The organism is Embleya sp. NPDC050493 (assembly GCF_044458105.1).
GTDB lineage: Bacteria > Actinomycetota > Actinomycetes > Streptomycetales > Streptomycetaceae > Embleya.
Genome location: NZ_JBITHP010000014.1, coordinates 73,400 through 93,240, shown reverse-complemented (window position 1 = coordinate 93,240; position 19,841 = coordinate 73,400). Strand labels below are relative to the sequence as shown.

Annotated in this window: 18 protein-coding genes; 10 read left to right on the top strand and 8 right to left on the bottom strand. The window is 71.6% G+C overall.

The genetic code is table 11. The features are described from left to right. Positions 1-217 precede the first annotated feature (217 nt). The 3 genes from ACIBM5_RS25655 to ACIBM5_RS25645 all read right to left on the bottom strand — a co-directional run bounded on the left by ACIBM5_RS25655 (position 218) and on the right by ACIBM5_RS25645 (position 3,849). Complete coding sequence (locus tag ACIBM5_RS25655) at positions 218-829, bottom strand: dihydrofolate reductase family protein (protein ID WP_396008974.1); 612 nt, start codon at positions 827-829, stop codon at positions 218-220. Positions 830-997: 168 nt separating this feature from the next. Next, entirely contained in the window at positions 998-2,074 is a 1,077-nt protein-coding gene (locus tag ACIBM5_RS25650) for a cation diffusion facilitator family transporter (RefSeq protein ID WP_396008973.1), read from the bottom strand. A 647-nt stretch (positions 2,075-2,721) separates the two neighbouring features. Further along, on the bottom strand, positions 2,722-3,849 hold the full coding sequence (locus ACIBM5_RS25645; RefSeq protein WP_396008972.1) for a M20 family metallopeptidase: 1,128 nt from the start codon (positions 3,847-3,849) through the stop codon (positions 2,722-2,724). A gap of 314 nt (positions 3,850-4,163) precedes the next feature. On the opposite strand from ACIBM5_RS25645, the gene ACIBM5_RS25640 reads away from it, so the two are divergent. The 7 genes from ACIBM5_RS25640 (at position 4,164) to uppS (ending at position 12,282) form a co-directional block, all read left to right on the top strand. Next, positions 4,164-4,490: an SCO0607 family lipoprotein gene (locus tag ACIBM5_RS25640; RefSeq protein WP_396008971.1), complete on the top strand. Its 327-nt coding sequence runs from the start codon at positions 4,164-4,166 to the stop codon at positions 4,488-4,490. 122 nt (positions 4,491-4,612) lie between these two features. Further along, the gene (locus ACIBM5_RS25635; RefSeq protein WP_396008970.1) at positions 4,613-5,059 is read left to right on the top strand and encodes a PPOX class F420-dependent oxidoreductase; all 447 of its coding nucleotides are present in this window, start codon (positions 4,613-4,615) and stop codon (positions 5,057-5,059) included. Positions 5,060-5,271: 212 nt separating this feature from the next. Continuing rightward, complete coding sequence (locus tag ACIBM5_RS25630) at positions 5,272-6,549, top strand: cytochrome P450 (RefSeq protein WP_396008969.1); 1,278 nt, start codon at positions 5,272-5,274, stop codon at positions 6,547-6,549. 181 nt (positions 6,550-6,730) lie between these two features. Next, positions 6,731-7,936 (top strand): acyltransferase family protein, encoded by a 1,206-nt coding sequence (locus ACIBM5_RS25625; RefSeq protein ID WP_396008968.1) that lies wholly within the window; start codon positions 6,731-6,733, stop codon positions 7,934-7,936. Between the two features lie 114 nt (positions 7,937-8,050). Then, on the top strand, positions 8,051-9,559 hold the full coding sequence (locus ACIBM5_RS25620; RefSeq protein ID WP_396008967.1) for an MFS transporter: 1,509 nt from the start codon (positions 8,051-8,053) through the stop codon (positions 9,557-9,559). Between the two features lie 36 nt (positions 9,560-9,595). Then, a complete protein-coding gene (locus ACIBM5_RS25615; protein ID WP_391583499.1) occupies positions 9,596-9,883 on the top strand; it encodes a hypothetical protein in 288 nt (95 codons plus the stop codon). Between the two features lie 443 nt (positions 9,884-10,326). Then, positions 10,327-12,282, top strand: a complete 1,956-nt coding sequence (gene uppS / locus ACIBM5_RS25610; protein WP_396008966.1) for a polyprenyl diphosphate synthase — start codon at positions 10,327-10,329, stop codon at positions 12,280-12,282. Positions 12,283-12,385: 103 nt separating this feature from the next. Here uppS and ACIBM5_RS25605 read toward each other — a convergent pair whose 3' ends face one another. The 3 genes from ACIBM5_RS25605 to msrA all read right to left on the bottom strand — a co-directional run bounded on the left by ACIBM5_RS25605 (position 12,386) and on the right by msrA (position 15,036). Next, entirely contained in the window at positions 12,386-13,300 is a 915-nt protein-coding gene (locus ACIBM5_RS25605; RefSeq protein WP_396008965.1) for an ornithine cyclodeaminase family protein, read from the bottom strand. Next, positions 13,300-14,334, bottom strand: coding sequence for a proline racemase family protein (locus ACIBM5_RS25600; protein ID WP_396008964.1), 1,035 nt, complete (start codon positions 14,332-14,334; stop codon positions 13,300-13,302). Before ACIBM5_RS25600 ends, ACIBM5_RS25605 begins: the two co-directional genes overlap by 1 nt. A gap of 153 nt (positions 14,335-14,487) precedes the next feature. Further along, a complete protein-coding gene (gene msrA, locus ACIBM5_RS25595) occupies positions 14,488-15,036 on the bottom strand; it encodes a peptide-methionine (S)-S-oxide reductase MsrA (RefSeq protein ID WP_396008963.1) in 549 nt (182 codons plus the stop codon). A 717-nt stretch (positions 15,037-15,753) separates the two neighbouring features. Between msrA and ACIBM5_RS25590 the strand changes: the two genes are divergently transcribed. Both ACIBM5_RS25590 and ACIBM5_RS25585 read left to right on the top strand, forming a co-directional pair. After that, positions 15,754-16,263, top strand: coding sequence for a hypothetical protein (locus tag ACIBM5_RS25590; RefSeq protein WP_396008962.1), 510 nt, complete (start codon positions 15,754-15,756; stop codon positions 16,261-16,263). A gap of 273 nt (positions 16,264-16,536) precedes the next feature. Next, positions 16,537-17,334 carry a hypothetical protein gene (locus ACIBM5_RS25585; RefSeq protein ID WP_396008961.1) on the top strand — a complete coding sequence of 266 codons (798 nt, stop codon included), beginning with the start codon at positions 16,537-16,539 and terminating at the stop codon, positions 17,332-17,334. A 99-nt stretch (positions 17,335-17,433) separates the two neighbouring features. Here ACIBM5_RS25585 and ACIBM5_RS25580 read toward each other — a convergent pair whose 3' ends face one another. Both ACIBM5_RS25580 and ACIBM5_RS25575 read right to left on the bottom strand, forming a co-directional pair. Next, complete coding sequence (locus tag ACIBM5_RS25580; protein WP_396008960.1) at positions 17,434-18,132, bottom strand: hypothetical protein; 699 nt, start codon at positions 18,130-18,132, stop codon at positions 17,434-17,436. A gap of 147 nt (positions 18,133-18,279) precedes the next feature. Next, positions 18,280-18,786, bottom strand: a complete 507-nt coding sequence (locus tag ACIBM5_RS25575) for a MarR family winged helix-turn-helix transcriptional regulator (RefSeq protein WP_396008959.1) — start codon at positions 18,784-18,786, stop codon at positions 18,280-18,282. A 92-nt stretch (positions 18,787-18,878) separates the two neighbouring features. Between ACIBM5_RS25575 and ACIBM5_RS25570 the strand changes: the two genes are divergently transcribed. Continuing rightward, complete coding sequence (locus tag ACIBM5_RS25570) at positions 18,879-19,832, top strand: EamA family transporter (RefSeq protein ID WP_396008958.1); 954 nt, start codon at positions 18,879-18,881, stop codon at positions 19,830-19,832. Positions 19,833-19,841: the final 9 nt, after the last annotated feature.

The following is a 19,841-nucleotide window of genomic DNA, read 5'->3' as shown; positions in this document are numbered from 1 at the left end:
ACCGCGCAGTTCGCCGCCCCCCGCCCCACGTGTCGTTCCGGAACCCGATTCGAGGTGGCGCGCGGAACCGTGCCCCACCGCTCCCGCGCGCCACCTCGGGCGAGGGCATCCCGGATGGGCCCGATGTCGGGACACCGCCATTCGGGCCGCCCGGCCCCGATGCCGCCCCCGACCGGACACCGCCATCCGGCGCCGAGGTAGGACACCGGCCTAGCGGCTATTCGCCCTGGGGCAGGTGCGGCTTCGCCTCCTGATACGTGCCGCCGTCCGTCGACTCGGCCCGAGCGTAGACGAGGTGCATCACACCGGTGCGGAAGGTCCGGGACGAGATCAGGGTCAGCGCAAGCGTGCTCTCCGCCTCCTCGAACAGGCGCATGCCCTTGCCCACCACGATCGGGTGCAGCAGCAGGTGCAGTTCGTCCAAGAGGCCGGCCACCAGGAGGCGGCGGACGATCGAGATCGAACCGCTCAGCGAGATGTCCCCGCCCGGCTCGTTCTTCAGGGCGGTGACCGCCTCCACCAGGTCGCCCCGGAGTTGCTCGGAATTGCGCCAGGTGAACGTGGGCCGCCCGGTCGACACGACGATCTTGCGCGTGTCGCCGAGGACCTTCGCAAACGTGGCGTCCTCGCCACCGGCCGCCTCCCGCTCCGGCCACGCGCCGGCGAAGCTGTCATAGGTCTTGCGGCCGAGCAGGAGGGTGTCGCCCGCCTGGGCGAGGGCGCCGACGGCTGCGCCCATCTCGTCGTTGAAGTACGGGAAGTGCCACTGGTCGGGCGCCTCGACGACTCCGTCGAGGGAGATGAACAGGCCGGCGGTGATCTTCCGCATGATGTTTCCTTCGCGCGAGGTGCTCGGTGAACGTTGTCCATGGTTGGACTGCGCGCGGCGAACGAACTCATCGGTCGGAGCAGCACGCATCGACGGGCGACCGTACGTGCCGGCATCCCGGCCGACGGGCGCCGCGATCGCGGGCTGCCGCAGGCGGCCGACCGTGGCTCACTCGACCGACCGCGGCTCGCGGTCCGCCGCGGCCTCGTCCAATGACGCGCGGTACCGGTGCGCCTCCCGCCGCTCCCCGGCGCCGGCCCGCGTCACGTCCAGGAAGACCTGGTCCACATGTGGCCATCGTTCGCCGATGGAGCGCTTGAGTCGTACCGACATCACCTCGACGGCCTCGCTGTCCAGACCGTCGGCCAGGTCGATGCGTGCCGCGAGCAGCGTGGAGTGCAGGCCCAGGCGCATGGTCAGCAGTTGGGTCACCACGTCGATCTCGGCCTGCGCGTCCAGGTACTTCAGGATGTCGCGTTGCAGTGCCACGTCCACGGCTTCGCCGATCAGCTCGCCGCGCGCCTCGCGGCCGAGCCGGTAGGCGATGAGCACCAGCAGCAGGCCGATGCACAACGACGCCGCGGCCTCCCAGACCGCATTGCCCGTCGCCATGTGCAGACCGAGCCCACCCATCGCGAGCAGTACGCCCAGCACGGCCGTGGCGTCCTCGGCCAGCACGGTGCGCAGGGCGGGGTCGTCCACGTCCCGGATCGCGCGCATCACGGAGACGCCCGACTCCCGGGCCTGCCGGCGTACCTGGAGCACGGCGCGCACCAGCGAAGCGCCCTCCGCGCACAGCGCCACGAACAGGACGGCCAGGCCCGCGAGATAACCGGCGACATCCGGCTCGCTCTTCTCTCGCAGCGCCTCCCACGCCTGGAAGAAGGAGAAGCCGCCGCCGAGCACGAAGATGCCGACGGCCGCCAACAGCGACCAGAAGTAGCGGTCCTTGCCGTACCCGAAGGGATGCTCGGCATCCGGCGTGCGCCGGCTCCGGTCGAGCGAGGCGAGCAGGAATGCCTCGTTGAGGGTGTCCGCCACCGAGTGCGCCGCCTCCGACAGCAGGGCCGGCGCTCCGGCGACGAGACCCGCGACCGCCTTCCCGACCGCGATGACGAGATTGGCCGCGAGTGCCACCAGCACCGTCAGGCGGGTTCCCGCATCGTCGTCACGACCACCCGCGCGCCGTGCCGGGTCGGAGTCGACCTCGTCCCCCGCCGCGTTCTCGTGAGTTCGAGCTCCCACGCCCGGTCACCCCCCGCTCCACGATCCCCATGGCGCCACCCGTCGAGACGAACAACGCCTTTCCGCCTGCCGCTCGTTCACCGCGGGCAGGTGCGTGGACCTCGACGATCGGCCCGACCCCGCCCCGGTGTACGGACCGGTGGCCAGGAACGACTACCCCCCGATGCGAGCACCACACGGACCCTTCGGCCCACCGGTTCCCCGCCGTCCGTTCTCGCGCCCGGACGACGACGGAGGGGTCCCGGTACTCGCGTACCGGTCTGCGCCGGACACGACCGGTTTCGTCTCCTCCTGCGGTAGCCCGAGTCGGCCGACCGGCCGACGCGCTCGCTCAGCCCGCAGGGCGACGCGCGCCGGAAGCGCTTCCTGTGACCATGGGATCAGCCCGACACCGGGAGGGATCCACCGACGTGCGCACGAACTCCGAGCGAAACGAGCCGCGTCGGCCGGGCACCCGTTGAACCACCCGACCCACGTCCGGTCCGTACCGGACGTGTTCCGTCGTCGCGGACACGCCGGCTCTCCCGGCCCGCGACGACGGACCCGCGCCGGATCCGGCCGACCCTCCCCCCGTGGGGCCGGCCGGACCGGCGCGGCGCTCCCCGACGGGCCGAGGGCCGACGGGCCGACGCACGGTCGTGCCCGGGCTACTCCTCGCCGCCGAGTCGGTCCAGCGTCGCCGCCAGAAGTGCCGTGCGGGCGGGCATGGTCGCGATGTCGACGAATTCGTCGCGGGCGTGCGGATGGCCTCCCACGGCGCCCATTCCGCAGAGGGTGGGCACCCCGATCGCGGCGGTGAGATTGCCGTCCGAGCCGCCGCCGGAACGCACCGACCCCGGTTCGGGGATGCCGATCTCGCGGGCCGCGGCGCGTACGTGGGCGAGCAGTTCGGCAGACATCGCCTCTTCGAGCGGGTAACGATTGACACCGCCGGTCACGGACAGCTCGGCCTGCGGCAGGGTGGCCCGCAGACCGTGCATGTGCCCTGCGACACGGTCGAGTTCGGCCCGGCTCCAGCCGCGAACGTCGATGTCGAGCGTCGCCGTCTCGGGCACGGTGTTGATGGTGGATCCGGACGTGGCGACGGTGGGGGTGACCGTGGTGCCCAGGTCGATGCGCTCCGCCGACAACATCGCGAGTACCTGGTGGGCGAGTTCCACGGTGGCGTTCACCCCGAGTTCCGGTTCGAGGCCCGCGTGGGCGGCCCGGCCGCGAACCGTCACCCGGAAGCGGGCCACGCCCTTGCGGGCGACCTTGACCGCGCCGCCGTCCCCGCTCGGTTCGCCCACCAGTACGGCGCCGGACTTGGCGGCGAGTTCCTCGACCAGGGCACGAGAGATGATCGATCCGGTCTCCTCGTCGCCGGTCAGGAGCAACCCGACGCGATCATGCGCGGCGCAGATCCGGGCCGCGTACAACATCTGCACGATGCCGGCCTTCATGTCGAACACGCCCGGGCCGCGAGCGACACCGTCCCGCGTCGAGAAGGGCAATTCGGCGAGGGAACCCATCGGCCACACGGTGTCGTAGTGCCCGAGCAGCAACGGGCCGCTGCCCCGCGGACGCCAGACCAGGTTCGTGACGCCGCCCAGGACGACCCGCTCGGGTTCGCGTCCGAGAAGCCGCGCGCCGACCGTGGCCAGCAGCTCCGCGCACCGGTCCAGGGCCGCAGGGTCCTCGGACGGGGATTCACAGGTCACCAGGTCGCCCAACAGGGCCACCATCGCGTCGAGTTCGGCCGACATGTCGTCGAGATACCGCTGAGAGGGAGCCATACCCGGATACCTGTCCAGCCGAACGGCCCCGGTCACCTCGAAGGCGGTCCCGGTCGGGCGTGGCCGGTGCGTACGGATGCGGCGGTGGACCTTCGTGCCCGGCGACGATCGCAGGCCGCCCGGTCCGCCCACCGTGATCGTTCTCTTCGGCACGCGCCGCATTCCTCGCGGTGGCCGCCGGCGGCAAGGCAGTGGCCGCGACCCGGCTCGGCGCCACCATGACGCCGCATCGGCGGGTGTGTGCGCGATGCCCCGGGGGCAGGCGTCGACGGAACGACCGAACGACGGAAGGGAGTGGGCGGATCGTGTGGATCGTGTGCACACCCCGCCGGGTGCCGAGCGCCGTCGTCGCGAGCCGCGGCTTCCGCGGCGTCGTCGTCCCCCTCGTCGGGATGACGGCGGTCGCGTGCCTCCTGACGGCCGGGTGTTCGACGCGTGAGCGCGTCTGCGGTTCCGGCGAATATCCGGTCAAGGCCGTCGGCAGCAGCACCGGCCGGGCGTGTGTTCCCGATGGCCGGCCGCCGGACCCGGGCTGGGTGCGCTATCCCGAGGGCAAGGTGCCCCGCTATCTCGACGACAAGTGGGACAGGCACTGGTCGACGGTCGTCTTCGACGCCGACGGCAACGTCGTCGCGAGCTGATCCCGATCCCGCGTGCGGCACCCACCGAATCCCATGGCCCGCAGGTAGTGTCTTTGCTGCGGTCCGGTGCGGCGAACTGCCGTGAAGAACCCACCGCGGCCGGACACCGACGAGGAGGACACATGTCGAAGCCGCCGCTGCCCGAACAGGCGATCGCGATGTTGCGGCAGCCCAATCCCGCAGTCGTGACCACGCTCCGGGCCGACGGACAGCCCGTCTCCACGGCGACCTGGTACCTGTGGGACGAGGGGCGCATCCTGCTCAACATGGACGAGGGACGCAAACGGCTGAACCACATCCGCAACGATCCCCGCGTCTCCCTCACCGTGCTCGACACCGGGAACTGGTACACCCACCTCAGCATCATCGGCCACATCGACGAGATCCGCGACGACAAGGACATGGTCGACATCGACCGGCTGGCCCGTCACTACACCGACCAGGAGTACCCGCAGCGGGAGCGGGGTCGAGTCAGCGCCTGGGTCCGGATCGACCGCTGGCACGGCTGGGGCACGCTCAAGGACAACGACCAGGCCGGCGGCAGCCGGAACGTGACGGACTCCGAGTAGCCGAACCCGGCCCCGGACGCCGGGTCCACGCCGAGCGGCACGGGCGAGCCCGGAACGAGTGCTCCGGGCAAACCCGGTCGGCACGGGTCGCGCGCCCACCACCTGGGCTACTTGTGCGATTTATCAATTTCGTTCCCAAAAACCCCGCTCATACGCTTCGACCCGTCGGTGGCGGCCCGTCGGGCCGCCATCTCCCGATGGTTCGGAGATCCATGATCTTGCAAGAGTCGTTGTCCGCGCCCTGGTCGCATGCCCCGTCGCTGTACTGCCCGGCGGTGCCCGCGCAGGACTTCGCCGAGCGGTACCCGGGGCCGCCGGCCCGGCCCGGTGTGATGGCGGTGCGTCTGGCCGGCGGGCTGCCGGCGTGGGCGGTGACGGGGCACGCGGCCGTCCAGGCCATGCTCACCGACCCGCGGCTGGTCAACGACATGACCATGCTGGGCGCCCTCCCCACCGGAACGCCGCACGGGCTGCCGCACGCCCGCTACCCCGAGAGCTTCCTGTCCACCGAGCCCCAACTCCTGGCGCGCGACGGCGCCGAGCACCGCCGGATGCGCCGGATCGTCAGCCCCTACTTCCAGGCCACCGGAGCCGGGCTCGACGAGGCCGAACTGGAAGCCCGTACCGCCGACTTGGTCGAGGCCCTGGCCCAGCGGCCGCAGGCCGACCTGGTCGCCGACCTCGCGGTGCCACTGGCCGCCGCGGGCGTCGCCGCCGTGCTCGGGCTCACCCCGGAGCGGGCGACGGCCGTCGTGCGCGCCACCACGGCCGCGGGCCTGTCCGGCCACCCCGACACCCCGCACGGCCGGGCCGCGAACCAGGCCTTCGTCCTGCGGGTCGTGCAGATCGTGGCCGCCGCCCGCAGGACACGGCGGGACAATGCCGCCCGGGCGCTGCTGACCGCCCACGACGAAGGACGTCTGACCGGCCCGCAGACCGCCGCGATGGTGGGACTGCTGCTCGTCGGCATGGTGGAGTCGCTCACCACCGTCATCCCCACCGCCGCCCTGATCGCCATGCAGCGTCCCGAGGTACGAACCGCGCTCCGGTCCGGCGACGCCGCACGCACCGACGCGGTGGTGGAGGAACTGCTGCGCCTGTCCGCACCGTTCCACCACAGCGCCTGGCGCATGGCCCGCGAGCCGCTGGTCCTGGACGGCACGCGCATCGCGGCCGGCGACGTGGTGGTGGCGTCCTTCCTGCACGCCAACCTCGACGCGCGGCGCTGGCCGCAGCCCACCGAGGTCTGCCCCGCCCGCCCGACACCCCGCGGCCACCTCTCCTTCGGGCACGGCGCGCACTACTGCCTGGGTGCCGCCCGGGGTCGCACCCAGACCCGCATCGCGCTCACCCGACTGTTCACCCGCCTGCCGCACCTCACCCCGGCCGCCGACCCGGCCGAGCTGTCCTGGCATCGCGGCGGTCTGCGGCACCTGCACAGCCTGCCCGTGCACACCACCGGCCCGGCCGGCCGGGGCGACGTCCGCTGACGATCGCCGCAAGCCGCCCGGCGCCGTCTCCTTCGCGCTTTTTCCCCGGTGGGCCCGGCCTCCCCGGCGGGCCCCGCTTCCCCGCTCGGCCCCGGCGCGCTCCGCCGGCCCGAGGTGCACAGGCGCACCCCCGTTACGCCTCCCCGAAGTGCCGGCCATCCCCGGCCAAGGAGATCAGCCCGTGTCCGACCAGGTCCTCCCCGCACGTCTTCCGTCGCTGACCAGCCTGCGGTTCGTCCTCGCCCTCGCCGTGGTGCTGTGTCATCTCACCCTCATCTCGGGCATCTTCGACATCGGACCGGAGAGTCCGCCGGCACTGCTGGAACCGATCGCCACCGGCGCGGTCAGCGGCTTCTTCGTGCTGTCCGGATTCGTCCTGACCTGGGCCCACACCCCGGGGGAAACACACCGGGCGTTCTGGCGCCGGCGCTTCTGGAAGATCGCCCCCAACCACGTCCTCGCCTGGGCCCTGGCCGTCGCCTTCTTCGGTGTCATCGTCGCCACACCGGCCACCGTGCTCGCCGACGGCGACAGTGCCGGCGCCGCGGTGGCGGACCTGTTCCTGCTGCAGAGCTGGATCCCGGACCCGGACTTCTTCTTCAGCTTCAACGCCCCGAGCTGGTCGATCTCCTGTGAAGCCTTCTTCTACGCCGTTTTCCCCACCGTCCTGGCCGCGGTGTCGCGGATCCCCGCGCGACGGCTGGGCAGTTGCTGGGCGGCACTCGCCGCGGCGACGCTCCTGATGCCGCTGGTCGCCACCCTCGTGCCGGGGCCGCCGCTGTACGACTGGCTGCCCATCAACGCGAACAGCATGTGGTTCGTCTACCTCTGCCCACCGGTGCGGCTGTCGGAATTCGCCCTGGGGATCCTCACCGCCCGCCTGGTCCGGACCGGCCGCTGGCCGCACCTGACCCGGGTGCAGGTCACCGTCCCCGCGGTGGCCGTCCTGGGCCTACTGCCGTACCTGCCCGCCCAGTACACCCTCGGCATGGCCATGGCCGCCCCGCTCGCCCTGATCATCGCCGCCCTCACCCGGGCCGACCTCCACGGCCGCGCCCGCCTGATGCACCACCCGTACCTCATCGCCCTGGGCGAGGCATCCTTCGCCCTCTACCTGACCCACTACCCGCTCATGCTGACCGTCCGCCACATGCTCGGCGTGGAACGAACCTTCGCCGCGCTGCCCGGCATCGCGATCATCACGGCCCTGACCACGCTCTCCATCGCGGTGTCCCTGGCGGTGTACCGCTACTACGAACTCCCGATCATGCGCCGCTGGTCCCGTCCCCGGACCCCGCCCGCCGCCCCCGCACACCTCGCCACAGGCACCATGGCCGCTCCCGCACCCCGACGACCCGTCGCCGACCGCCGGCCCGATCACCGCTGACGAAACCGACCGCACAATTCGGCCGGCGCGGCGGCAACGTCCCGATCAGGAAAGGGGTTTCCCGGGCCGAAGCTCGGGCAGCCGCGAAAGCGAACCGATCGGAGGACCCCCGCCATGCCCACCGCGACGACCCCAGGCAGCAACACACCGGCCGAGCCCACGACCTTCAGCACCGACGTCCCGGCTCGCCTGGACCGATTGCCGTGGTCACCGTGGCACTGGCGGATTCTGATCGGTCTCGGCACCGTCTGGATCCTCGACGGTCTCGAAGTGACCGTCGTCGGCAACGTCGCCGGCCGGCTGTCCGAGCCGGACAGCGGCCTCGACATCACGGCGGCTCAGGTCACCGGGCCCGGCGCCGCGCTGTACGTCGCGGGGGCGTGTGTGGGCGCGCTGCTCTTCGCATGGTTGACGGACCGGTTCGGTCGCAAGAAGTTGTTCATGGTCACCCTCGCCGTCTACCTCGCGGGCACCGCGCTGACCGCGTTGTCCGTCCAGGCCTGGATGTTCTTCCTGTTCCGCTTCCTGACCGGCCTGGGTATCGGCGGCGAGTACGCGGCGATCAATTCCGCCATCGACGAACTGATGCCGGCCCGCTACCGAGGCCGGGTCGACCTGGCCGTCAACGGCACCTACTGGGCCGGGGCCGCCGGCGGCGCGCTGCTGTCCGTGCTGATGCTCGATACCGCGTTCTTCCCCGCCGATCTCGGCTGGCGGCTGACCTTCGCCCTCGGCGTCGTGCTCGGTCTGGTCATCCTGCTGGTCCGCCGGCACGTCCCCGAATCCCCGCGCTGGCTCTACCTGCACGGCCGCGGCGACGAGGCCGAAAAGCTGGTCGCCGACGTCGAGCGGGAGGTGGTGGCCGAAACCGCGAAAGGCACCGGCGACCGCCGTACGCTGCCCGAACCGCACGGCGAACTGACCATCGACCCGAGCAAGGCCACCGGCCTGGGCGCCATCGCCCGCAGCGTCGTGCGCGAACATCCGCGCCGTTCGGTCCTGGGCCTGTCGTTGTTCATCGGACAGGCCTTCCTCTACAACGCCATCACCTTCGGCTTCGCGTCGATCCTGGAGACCTTCTACGACGTGCCGAGCAACCGCGCCGGGTACTACTTCGCCGTCATCGCCGTCGGCAACCTGCTCGGCCCGCTGCTGCTGGGCCCGCTGTTCGACTCGATCGGTCGACGCGTGATGATCACCTCGACCTACATCGGCAGCGCCGTCGCCCTCTTCGCCACCGCCTGGCTGTTCGGTGCGGGCCACCTGAACGCGACGACGCTGACCGCGTGTTGGTGTGTCGTACTGTTCCTCGCCTCCACCGGCGCCAGCAGCGCCTACCTGACCGTCTCCGAGATCTTCCCGATGGAGGCCCGCGCCTCGGCCATCGCGCTGTTCTACGCCGTCGGCACCGCGGCGGGCGGCATCTCCGGCCCCCTGGTCTTCTCCGACCTGACCAAGTCCGGCGACGTCGCGGACACCGTCCTCGCCTTCTGCATCGGCGCCGGCCTCATGCTCGGCGCGGGCATCGTCGCCGCGTTCCTCGCCATCAACGCCGAAGGCCGTTCCCTGGAAGACATCGCCCCACCGCTCTCCTCCGTCGACCGCAATTCGGCGCAAGCCTGACCGGCGGAATCGGGCGGAGCGACGCAGACTCGGACGATGGAGATCCACCACGCCAAGGGACACCTCACGATCCCCGGCCACGACACCGAGGTCGAGGTCGCACTCGACCTCTTCGACTGGCCCATCGACGGCGAAATCCTGCCCCGCACCTGGAGCGCCATCATCGACAACGGCCCGGTCCTGGACGTCGGCACCGAAGGCGCCCTGCGCCTGAGCACCGAGCCCGCCACGGTCGCACACCCGTTCGTGGTCACCGCGAGCGGCTACCACGTCATCCGAATCAACGGACGCGAAACGCCGCGAGCGGGTGGTCGACCCTTCTGACCGACCACCCGCGGGCGGCCGACGTACATCCGGACCGCCTCGCCCGGCGAACGGCTGCGCCGGGCGAGGCGGTCCGCGGCGCCGCGCAGGGCGCGGCACAGAGTGCGTCCCGTCCACACCCCGGCGATCCCGACCCGGCCCGGGCAAGGAAGCACGTCCCCGACGCATGTGGGCCGTCGGCGGGAGCCTCCCACTCACGACCGTCACCCGTTCGGCCCCCTGCGCGTCACTCCTACGAGGCATTTCTGAGCCATTCGCGTGACACCGCGCGCCGCCGGCCGGTTGTCTCTTCCCGTGTCCGGGCCATGCGCCAACGCCGCGTCGTGGCATGGGCGTTGCCCGGTACCGGGTGGGATCCGCGCGGTCTCCCCCGACGAGTGTGCCGTCCCGCACCACGATGCCCGCCGCCCGGCGGATCCCGTCACGTCCGGCCGAGGAGTCCCATGCCGCGTCCCCGCTCCGTCTACCGCGCGGCCGCGATCGACGACCCGCACCTGGTCGAAGCCTACGAGGCGTGCCGCACGGCGGTCCGCAGGGCGGGCGGTACGGAGTACCGAACGGCGCAGCTGATGCCACCGGCGTTACGGCCGGCGCTGTGGGCGATCTACGCGGCCGGCCGGGTGATGGACGACATCGCCGACACGGGTGATCCCGACGGCCGGAAGGCACTGTTCGACGCTTGGACCACCGCGTTTTACGACGACCTGCGAAACGGCGCCGGCACCGACCCGGTACGCCGGGCCCTGGTACACACGATGCGCACGTGGGACCTGCCGACCGACGGCCTCTCCGCGGCCTTCGCCGCGACCCGCGCGGACATCGACGGCCGTACCCACCCCACCTGGCAGGCGTGGAGCGCCTATTCCCAGGCCGTCAACACCTCCTTCTTCGCCCAGGGTGCGGCGCTGTTGGCCGCCGCGGGCCTGTATCTGCCGCTGCGGCTGCGCTACCTGGAGGCCGCCCGGCAGTGGGTGGACGCGCTCGGCATCATCGACAACCTCGAAGACCTCGCCGAGGATCTCGCCCAGGGCCGGATCACGCTGCCCCTGGAGGTGCTCGACGAACATGCCCTCACCGCAGCGAATCTCACCAGCGCCGCCCGGGACGCGACCCGGAGCGGCCCCCCGAGCGGCGCACCGGTCGCGCCCGTCGAGGCCCTGATCGGCCGGCTGGCCGCACGGGCCCGGCTCGGGCTCGCCCAGCCCGACCTGTTCCGCGAACTGCCGCCCGCGCTCGCGGTGGTGGCCCGCGCGGTGTCCGACATCGGCCGGCTGCGGCTGGACGGCGTCGAACGCGCCGGGACCGACCTGCTGCGCCGCAGGCCCCGCCTGCCCTGCCTGGCGACCTGGCGCATCTTCATCCCCGCCCGGCTGAAGGCCCACGTCGCGTGGACGTTCCTCACCCCGATCTCCCCCGCCCGGTCCGGATGCGACGGCACGACCGCGCGTCCGCCGACCCTGGCCGGCCTGCTGCCGACCCCCCGCTCGGACACTCCCGCACCCGCCCGGCCGCATCCCTCCGGCGCCCGCCCGCCGGCCTGGCCCGCGCACCGGCTCCCGGGGCACGTGGCCGTCGTGATGGACGGCAACGGCCGCTGGGCCACCGACCGGGGCCTCTCCCGCACCGAGGGCCACCGCGCGGGCGGGGAATCGATGCGGGACGTCGTCCACGGCGCCTTGGAAGTCGGCCTGCGCCACCTGACCCTCTACGCCTTCTCCACGGAGAACTGGCGCCGCCGACCCGAGGAGATCGACGGCCTGCTCGCGCTCGTGCGGGACAACGTGGTCGAGGAGACCGTCCTCGACCACGACATCCGCGCCCGCTGGGCCGGTTCCGCCGAAGGGCTGCCCCAGGACATCCAGGAAAAGCTGGTCCGCCTGGAACACGTCACCGGCAAACGCACCGGCCTGACCCTGACCCTGTGCATCAACTACGGCGGCCGGATCGAACTCACCCGGGCCGCCGCCTCCTTGGCCCGAGCCGCCGCCGCGGGCCGGATCGACCCGGCACACATCTCCGAGCGCACGTTCGCCGCCCACCTGGCCCTGCCCGACCTGCCGGACGTCGACCTGCTGTGGCGCACCGGCGGCGAACAACGCACCTCGAACCTGCTGCCCTGGCACGCCGCGTACGCCGAGCTGCACTTCACCGACACCCGCTGGCCCGACGTCGACCGCCGCGACCTGTGGCAGGCCATCGCCACGTACACCGACCGGGCCCGCAACTTCGGCGCCGTCCCGGGGCCTTCGGCACCGGCAACCGTCGTTCCGCGGCCGGCCGCGCCGCCGGCGGTCCACGGGCCGACACCGCCCCCGGGCACTCCCGGCCCCGGGTCCGGGTCCGGGTCCGCCGCAGGGCAACCCGCTTGCGACGCGGACGCGGACGCACCGGGCCGCTGAGGGAGCCCGCCCGGCACGGACACCGCGCGTTCAGTGGCCGGCCGGGGCAACCGAATCGACACGGCCCGGCAACGACAAGCGCCGCGCCGGAGCCGTCGGCGCGTCACCGGCCGCGGCGGTGGAGCTCGACCGCGACGGCCAGGTCCTGCCAGGACATGCCCACGCTCTTGAACAGGCGGGGTCGGTCGGCGGGAACGGCCGCGCTCCCCCGCACCAGTTCCGCGAGGTTGGTCGGCCCGGAGCCCTTCTCGAAGGTCTCGTCCCACCCGGCGACGAGCAGGTCGCCGGCCTCCCGGGCTGCCGCGGTGCGGGCCTCGACGTACACGGCGGAGCGACGTACCAGCGCGGTGTCCACTTCCCGCGCGGTCGGTTCGTGCGAGCCGACCGCCGCCACGGCCGCGTGGGCGGGCACCAGGGTGCCGTCGAACAGCGGGGTGCGGGCCGTGGTGGCGCACACCACGATGTCGGCGTCGGTCACGGCGTCCGCCGTCCCGGTCGTCGCCGCGAGGCCGAGGGAGCGGGCATGCTCGACCAGCGCCCGGGCCGGAACGGGGCTGCGGGCGACCACGGTAAGCCGGGTCAGCGGACGGACGGCGAGCATCGCGGCCAGGTGCCCGTACGCCTGCGGTCCGGTGCCGAACAGCACCAGGTGCGCGGCGTCCGGAACCGCGAGGCGACGCATGGCGACCGCGGTGACGGCCGGGGTACGCACGGCGGTGAGCGCGGCGCCGTCGAACAGGGCCAGTGGTCGGAGTGTGGGTCCATCCAGCAGCAGGTAGCTGCCGGTGATCCGGGGCAGGCCCCTGGCCGGGTTACCGACGGCCACTCCGGCGATCTTGACGCCCACGTGCGAGGCTCCGGCCGCGGGCATCAGCAGCAGTTCGCCGGCGGGCACGGCGACGCTCGACCGGGGTGGGCCATCTTCGGGATCCAACCCCGCGAGCAGCGTCCGCTCGATCGCCCCGACGGCCTCGATCGGCGTCAACGCGACCGCGATCGTGGGGAGTTGCTCCGTCATCACAGGAGGAATCCCGTTCCGAGGGTGTCCTCGGCATCGAGGATGAAGCGGTGTTCGCCGGTGCGCTGGGCCGTGCCGGTGACCTCGGTGATCACCCCGGCGGGGTGGGTGGCGACGACCCGGCCGGTGAAGACCGTGCCGATGATGGATTCGTGGCGCAGTTCGTCGTTCGGTCCGATCAGTCCGCTGTCCGCCAGCAGGGCGAGGCGGGCGGAGGTTCCCGAGCCGCAGGGGGATCGGTCGATCTGTCCGTCCGCGAACACGGTGACGTTGCGCTGGTGGGGACCTGCCGGGCCGGCGGGGAGATCCTCGTACAGGATCACGCCGTAGACGCCGGAGAGTCGCGGGTCGTCGGGGTGCCGGGTGGCGGGTTCGTCCGCGAGGGCGGCGCGGATCTCCCGGCCGATCGCGGTGATTTCGGGAAGGCGGTCCGGGCTCACGACGAGGCCGAGCGAGGTCGCGGAGACGGAGGCGTAGCACGCACCGGAGTGGGCGAGGTCCACGTGCACGACGCCGCGGGAGGTGGCCACCGGGATCTTCCTGGCGGCGACGGCCGTGGGCACGTTGCGGAAGGTCACCGAGGTGGTGCGGCCGTTGCGACGGTGCACGATGGCGGTGACCCGGCCGGAGGGCACGTCGATGTACACCCGTGCCGGACCGTCCGCGGGCGCCGCGACCAGCCCCGAGTCCAGGGCCCACGCGCCGAGTGCGATGGTGCCGTGGCCGCAGGCGGTGGAGTAGCCGTCCTTGTGCCAGAAGAGCACTCCCAGGTGTGCCTCGTTGTCGTCCGCGGGTACGACGAAGCCCCCGTACATGCCGCTGTGTCCGCGCGGTTCGTGGGTGAGCAGCCGTCGGATGTCGTCGAGCGGACCCGGACGCGGGGCGGTGGCGGTACCGCCCGCGCCGAGGGCGATCGCGCGGCGTTCGGCGACGGTGTCGCCGGCGATGACGGGCAGCCCGCGGGAGACGATCCGGAAGGGTTCGCCGGCGGTGTGGTAGTCGACGGTGTCGATGATCACGGGTTCGGGGCTCATCTCGACGTCCTCGTAGACATGACGACTCCTTTGTAGGATGTGACATTGTACTGAGGCGCAGCAAGACGTCGCAAGGGCCTCGACCGGCGACCGAACCCGGCGATCGAGACCGGGCCGGTGCCGGCATCCCCGGCCGCGGCGGCCGGTTCGGGCTCAGTCGGTTTCGAGCCCCAGCGTGCGGAGTTTCGGTTCGATGACCGCGCGGCAGTACGGCTCGAAACGGTGCCTGTTGTAGAAGTCCTGCTGGTCGGATTCCGCCTCGATGAACTGCCCGTACGGCCGCAGATCGGTCACGATATCCCGGCCGAGTTGCCGCCGTACCGAATCCATGACTTTCTCGGAACGCGCCCGTTGTTCCGCGTCGGCATAGAAGATCGTCGAGTGGTAGATGGAGCCGTGGTCGGCGCCGCTCTGGTTCGGCGTGGTCGGATCATGACTCCGGAAGAAGAAGATCAATACTTCTTCGAAGGAGATCTCGTCCGGCCGGAATGTCAGCTGTACCGCCTCGACGAATTTCTGCGGGTTGAGCCCGTGGCGTACGTACGCCTCGTAGTCGGGCGGCGGACCGCTGTCCCCGGCGTATCCCGCGACGCTCGACGCGATCCCGGGGGTCCGACGCGCCACCGCATCAAAGGACCAGAAACAACCGGGACCAAGTGTCACCGTCTCGCTATTGCCGTCCGCGGACATTGCCTCGACCATCGGAATCCTCCCCCGGAACTCTTCCGTATTCTGCGCCGAAGAGTAGCAGGATCGAACCTTTCGGTTACCGGATGGAACCTTTTCCATTCGGGTCGAAGCCCACCCGGGTCGGCGCCTCCCCCGGTGCGCTCCCCGATTGCTGCGGGAGGCACGTGTGCGCCGTCGGTGCGCCGCTACCGATCTTGCCGCGACCGATGCCAGGCTCTCGCGCATGGCCGAACGCCGAGCGCGGCCGCGAGCAGGTCCCGGGGAAAGAAGAAGCGCCGCACAGGCAACCGGACGGATCCGGGACTCGTATTCGGTCAAGGGCGGCCGACTTGCCCGGCGCCACGCACACCCCGAACCGCGACCCGCGACCCGCGACCCGCGACCCGCACAAGGCGGCCATCGCCCCAGTGTGTCGAGCCGTCGTCAGGATCACATTCCTCGCCGGTATGGGTCTCGTCGTCCTTCGTGTTGTGCCGGTTCGGGTGCCGGTCGGCGGACGAACGGACGCCGTCGGCCGCAACGTTCATGGAATTCACGCACAATCCGCACAGCCCCGCGCAATACGCCCGGCGTCTCACAACTCGCACAAATGTACGGATCAGCATCGATTCACACCGACTTACGGCAAACCGGCGAACCGGCAGGCGAGACTCGGACTCGCCGCCCACCCGCACGCAACCGCCATCCGCAGCGCGCCTTCCCCGAAGGCCCTCGACCCAGGAGAGTTCCGTGAACCCCGACGACAAGCACATCGACCAGATCCTCGGCGGCCGGGCCGCCGGGGCCCTCGTCAACGCGTGGATCGACGCCTTCATGACCGACGACCTCCTCAGCCGTGCGGCCGCCACTCGCGTGGCGTGCGAGCGGCTCGCCGACCGTTCGCCCTGGCTGATCGCCGAGACCGGGCAAACCTGGCGCCTACGCGGGGACTTCACACCCACGGCGGACTTCTCTCCGGGTCTGGTCCGGGTGCTTGCCGTGCGCCATGCCGTCGACCTGCGCCCGCACGAAGGCACCGCGGCCGTCCTCCTGGGCGACGCCGAACACGACCCCGGCCACCCCATCGGCTGGATGGACCTCTGCGACTTCGACATCCTCTACGCGCTCGACGGCTGGCCGCGGCCGAGTTCGACGACCCCCGACTCCGAGCCCGCCGTGGACGCCGCTTCGGCGACCGAACCGCTGCCGCAACGCCTCCGGGAGTTCGAATGCGGCCTGCGCGACCAGGGCATCGAATGACCGATGCCGGCAACACCCGTACCTCCCGCCCGAGTTGACCCGAAGCCGGAGTCGGCGCCACGTCCTCCCGGGGCAGCGGAGCACTCCACACCCGCCTCCGGGCGGCGGGTGTTCGGGGCGGGCCCGGGCCCGGTCGATGGATCGACATCCGGCCACGTGTGGCCGAATCACCTGGTGGAGCACGGAGCTTGGCGCAAAACCTACCTGTGGGGCGTTCGCTGAAAGTGATTGGCTGACTTCTGTCGGTTATCGCGCTGAGGTGGGGAGTCACGCGTGATCATTCAGTTGTACGGCGAACGGACCGGGCGTTCGGATACGGTCGCCGGCTACGAGAAGGCGGTGGCCGGCTGTCCGAGCCTGGCCTACCGGCACGGAGGGCATCTCGCCGTCGGGCGGCGCACGTTCGAGCGCGCCGCGGTCGACAAGGGCCTCGCCCTCTACATCGACGTCCCGCACCATCTGCTCGGGTTCGACGATTCCGGCGCCCGTGGCATCGCCGAGATCAAGCCGAACAGTTGGGACGGCGGCTTCCTGAACTTCGAGGTGGGTGGTGGCCGGCACTGGACCGACGGCCTGGTCACCGCACCCGAATCGGTGCTGTGGCAGGCGATTCACGCCTACTGGAGCGTGAAGGTGCCGGAGTACGAGGGCGCTTCCGCTCGTGAGCGGCAGGCGTATCGCCGGGGGCGTCTGCCCTCGGACGCGAAGGGAGTGCCCACCATCGAAGACCTGTCCGGCCTGATCGACTACGGCCGGTGTCGGCAGTCGGGGCCGGTTCTGGTGGTGAAGGGCTGGAGCATGGAGTTCGAGGAACCCGACAGCCGGGACGAGGAGTTGCCGTTCCTCGTCGCGTTGTCCGACCCGCTTCGCCATCCGGTCCCGCTCACCGGCCCGTACGGCTCGGGGGGCGACCGGGACGAGACGGCGCGGCTGGAGCGGATCAGGAACCAGGATTCCCCGATGCGCATGGGCCGCCGCCGGTGGCCCCGCCCGGGGCAACGTGGTCGACCGCCGAGAAGTCGTGCGTTCGATCACGGAAGGATCGACCCGGGACGCTCGCTCGCGCACTGATCACGCCGATCCGCCGACTCCGCATCCGGCGGCCCGGCGGCCCGTTCCCGGGTATCGGAGCGGGCCGCCGGGTGTCGCGGGACGCGAGCGCGAGTCGGGTCAGTGGCCGCCGCCGTCGCCCGGCGCGGCCTCGACCTTGTCGGTGTGCCAGTTGGTGACGATCGGCTTGTCGATACCGGTGTCCCCACCCCTCGGGGTCAGCTTCACCCCGGCGCCACCGTCGGTCAGGCCGATGTGGAAGGAGTCGAACAGGATCTCGTTGTTGTCGTTCGTCGTCTTCGGGTTGATCCCCGCGTAGGCGGACGAACCGCCGCTCAGGGTGAGCTTCGGGCCGACCGAGTGCTCGGCCGGCGAGGCCTGCGCCTTGGAGCCGAACGTGACGACCGGGTGCGTCTCCGGCAGCACGCAGGTGACGCCGCTCTTCGCGGTCGCCTTCACCAGGAAGTAGCCGCCCGCCACGCTCTCGGTGGTGACCGAATAGGTCAGATCGTCGTCCTTGCACTGCCGGGCGCTCCCGCCCCCGCCTCCGGTGTCGCCCGTGCCGCCGCCGGTAGCGGAGGACGTAGCCGTCCTGGCGCCTCCGGTAGGCGGTACGGCGGCCGATCCACCCGCGGCCCCGGCCGTGCCCTGCGCCGAGGGCGTCGTCCGGGTGGAGGGTACGGCTGCGGGGGCCGGGGGAGCCGTGCCCGCGGCGTTGTCCTTCGAGTCGTCGTCGTTGCACGCCGTGGTCAGGGAGATCAGTGCGGCGCAGGAGAGGCCGAGCACGGTCTTGAGGGCGGATTGCCGAAACGAACGCATGAACTTCCAACTCCGGAACCGATGGGACGTCGGAGCGCGCGGGCTCCCGTTCGGGATGGACACGCGACGGGATCGTCCCGGGTTGCACGGGAGTTCGCGGATGTTGGCTGGATCTCATCCACGTGCCGCCGCCCGCCCGACGGGGGCCTACGTCGGGTCGGATGCCCCGTCGCCGAGGCCGATCAGGAGTTTGCGCAGCAGCCCGGCCAACTGTTCCTGCTCGGTGGGGTTCAACGGCGTCAGGAGTTCCTTCTCGCGGTCGACGTGGTCGACGAGGACCTCGTCGACGAGTTCGCGGCCCTGCTCGGTCAGCGTGACCAGGACGCAGCGTCTATTGGTGGAATCGGTCTCGCGGGTCACCAGTCCTCTGGCGACCAGGCGGTCGATGCGGTTGGTGATCGCCCCGGACGTGACCATGGACGCCTCGACGAGAGCGCCCGTGGTCAGCCGGAAGGGAGGCCCGGCCCGGCGCAGCGTGCCCAGTACGTCGAACTCCCACAGTTGCAGGCCGTGCGTGCCGAAGTTGTGGTGCAGTTCGCGATCCAGGATGCGGGAGGCGCGCTGGATCCGGCCGACCACGCCCATCGGCGCGGGGTCGATGTCGGGTCGCTCGACTCTCCACTGGTCCAGGCGCCAGTCGACGTTGTCCCGCACGGCACTCCTCAACGTTGAACTGTTTGACCTGATGCTAACAGGAGCACTACCGTCGGCCAACGTTGAATAGTTCAACGTTGAAAGGACGGGCGATGGCCCAGACTCATGAGGTCACCGGCCCCGCCGCCGGCACCGGCGCCGCCGGGAACCCGGCGCACACGTGGGGGTTCACCGGTCTTGCCGCCGTGGCGCCGGTGACCTGGGGCACCACCTACCTGGTGACCACCGAATTCCTGCCTCCGGGCGTTCCCCTGGGGGCGGGCGTGATCCGAGCGCTTCCGGCGGGGCTGCTCCTGCTCCTGATCTCCCGGACGCTGCCGCGCGGGGACTGGTGGTGGCGCTCGGTCGTGCTGGGCGGGCTGAACATCGGGGCGCTGTTCGCCCTGCTGTTCGTCGCGGCCTACCGGCTCCCCGGCGGTGTCGCGGGCACGCTCAGCGCCGTACAGCCACTCCTGGTCGCCGGAATCGCCCTCGTGCTGCTGGATGTACGCCCCACTCGATGGCAACTCGGCTGGGGCTTGGCCGGCGTGGTCGGGGTCGGCCTGATCGTGCTCCGCGGCCAGGTCTCGTTCGACCTGATCGGCATACTGGCCGGCCTCGGCGGTGCCGCGTCGATGGCACTCGGGCTCGTGCTGACCAAGCGCTGGGGGCGTCCGCCGGGCGTCGGGGCGCCGGCCTTCGCGGGCTGGCAGCTCACCGCGGGTGGTCTGGTGCTCGTCCCCGTCGCGCTCGCCGTCGAGGGGCTGCCGCCGGCACCGGACGCCGCCGCGCTCGGCGGATACGCCTGGCTGGCCCTCGTCGCCACGGCGCTCGCGCACTCGTTGTGGTTCCAGGGACTGGGCCGACTCCCGGTCACGGCCGTCTCGTTCCTCACGCTGCTGTCACCGGCGGTGGCCGCGGCCCTGGGTTGGCTGGTGCTGGATCAGTCCCTCACCCCGCTCCAGGGTGTCGGGTTCGCCCTCGCCCTCGCGTCGATCGCCGCCGCTCAGCTCACCCCCGACGCCGCACGCGCGCTGATCCGCAGGAAGCGCACCGACGTTCGCTGATCGACGACA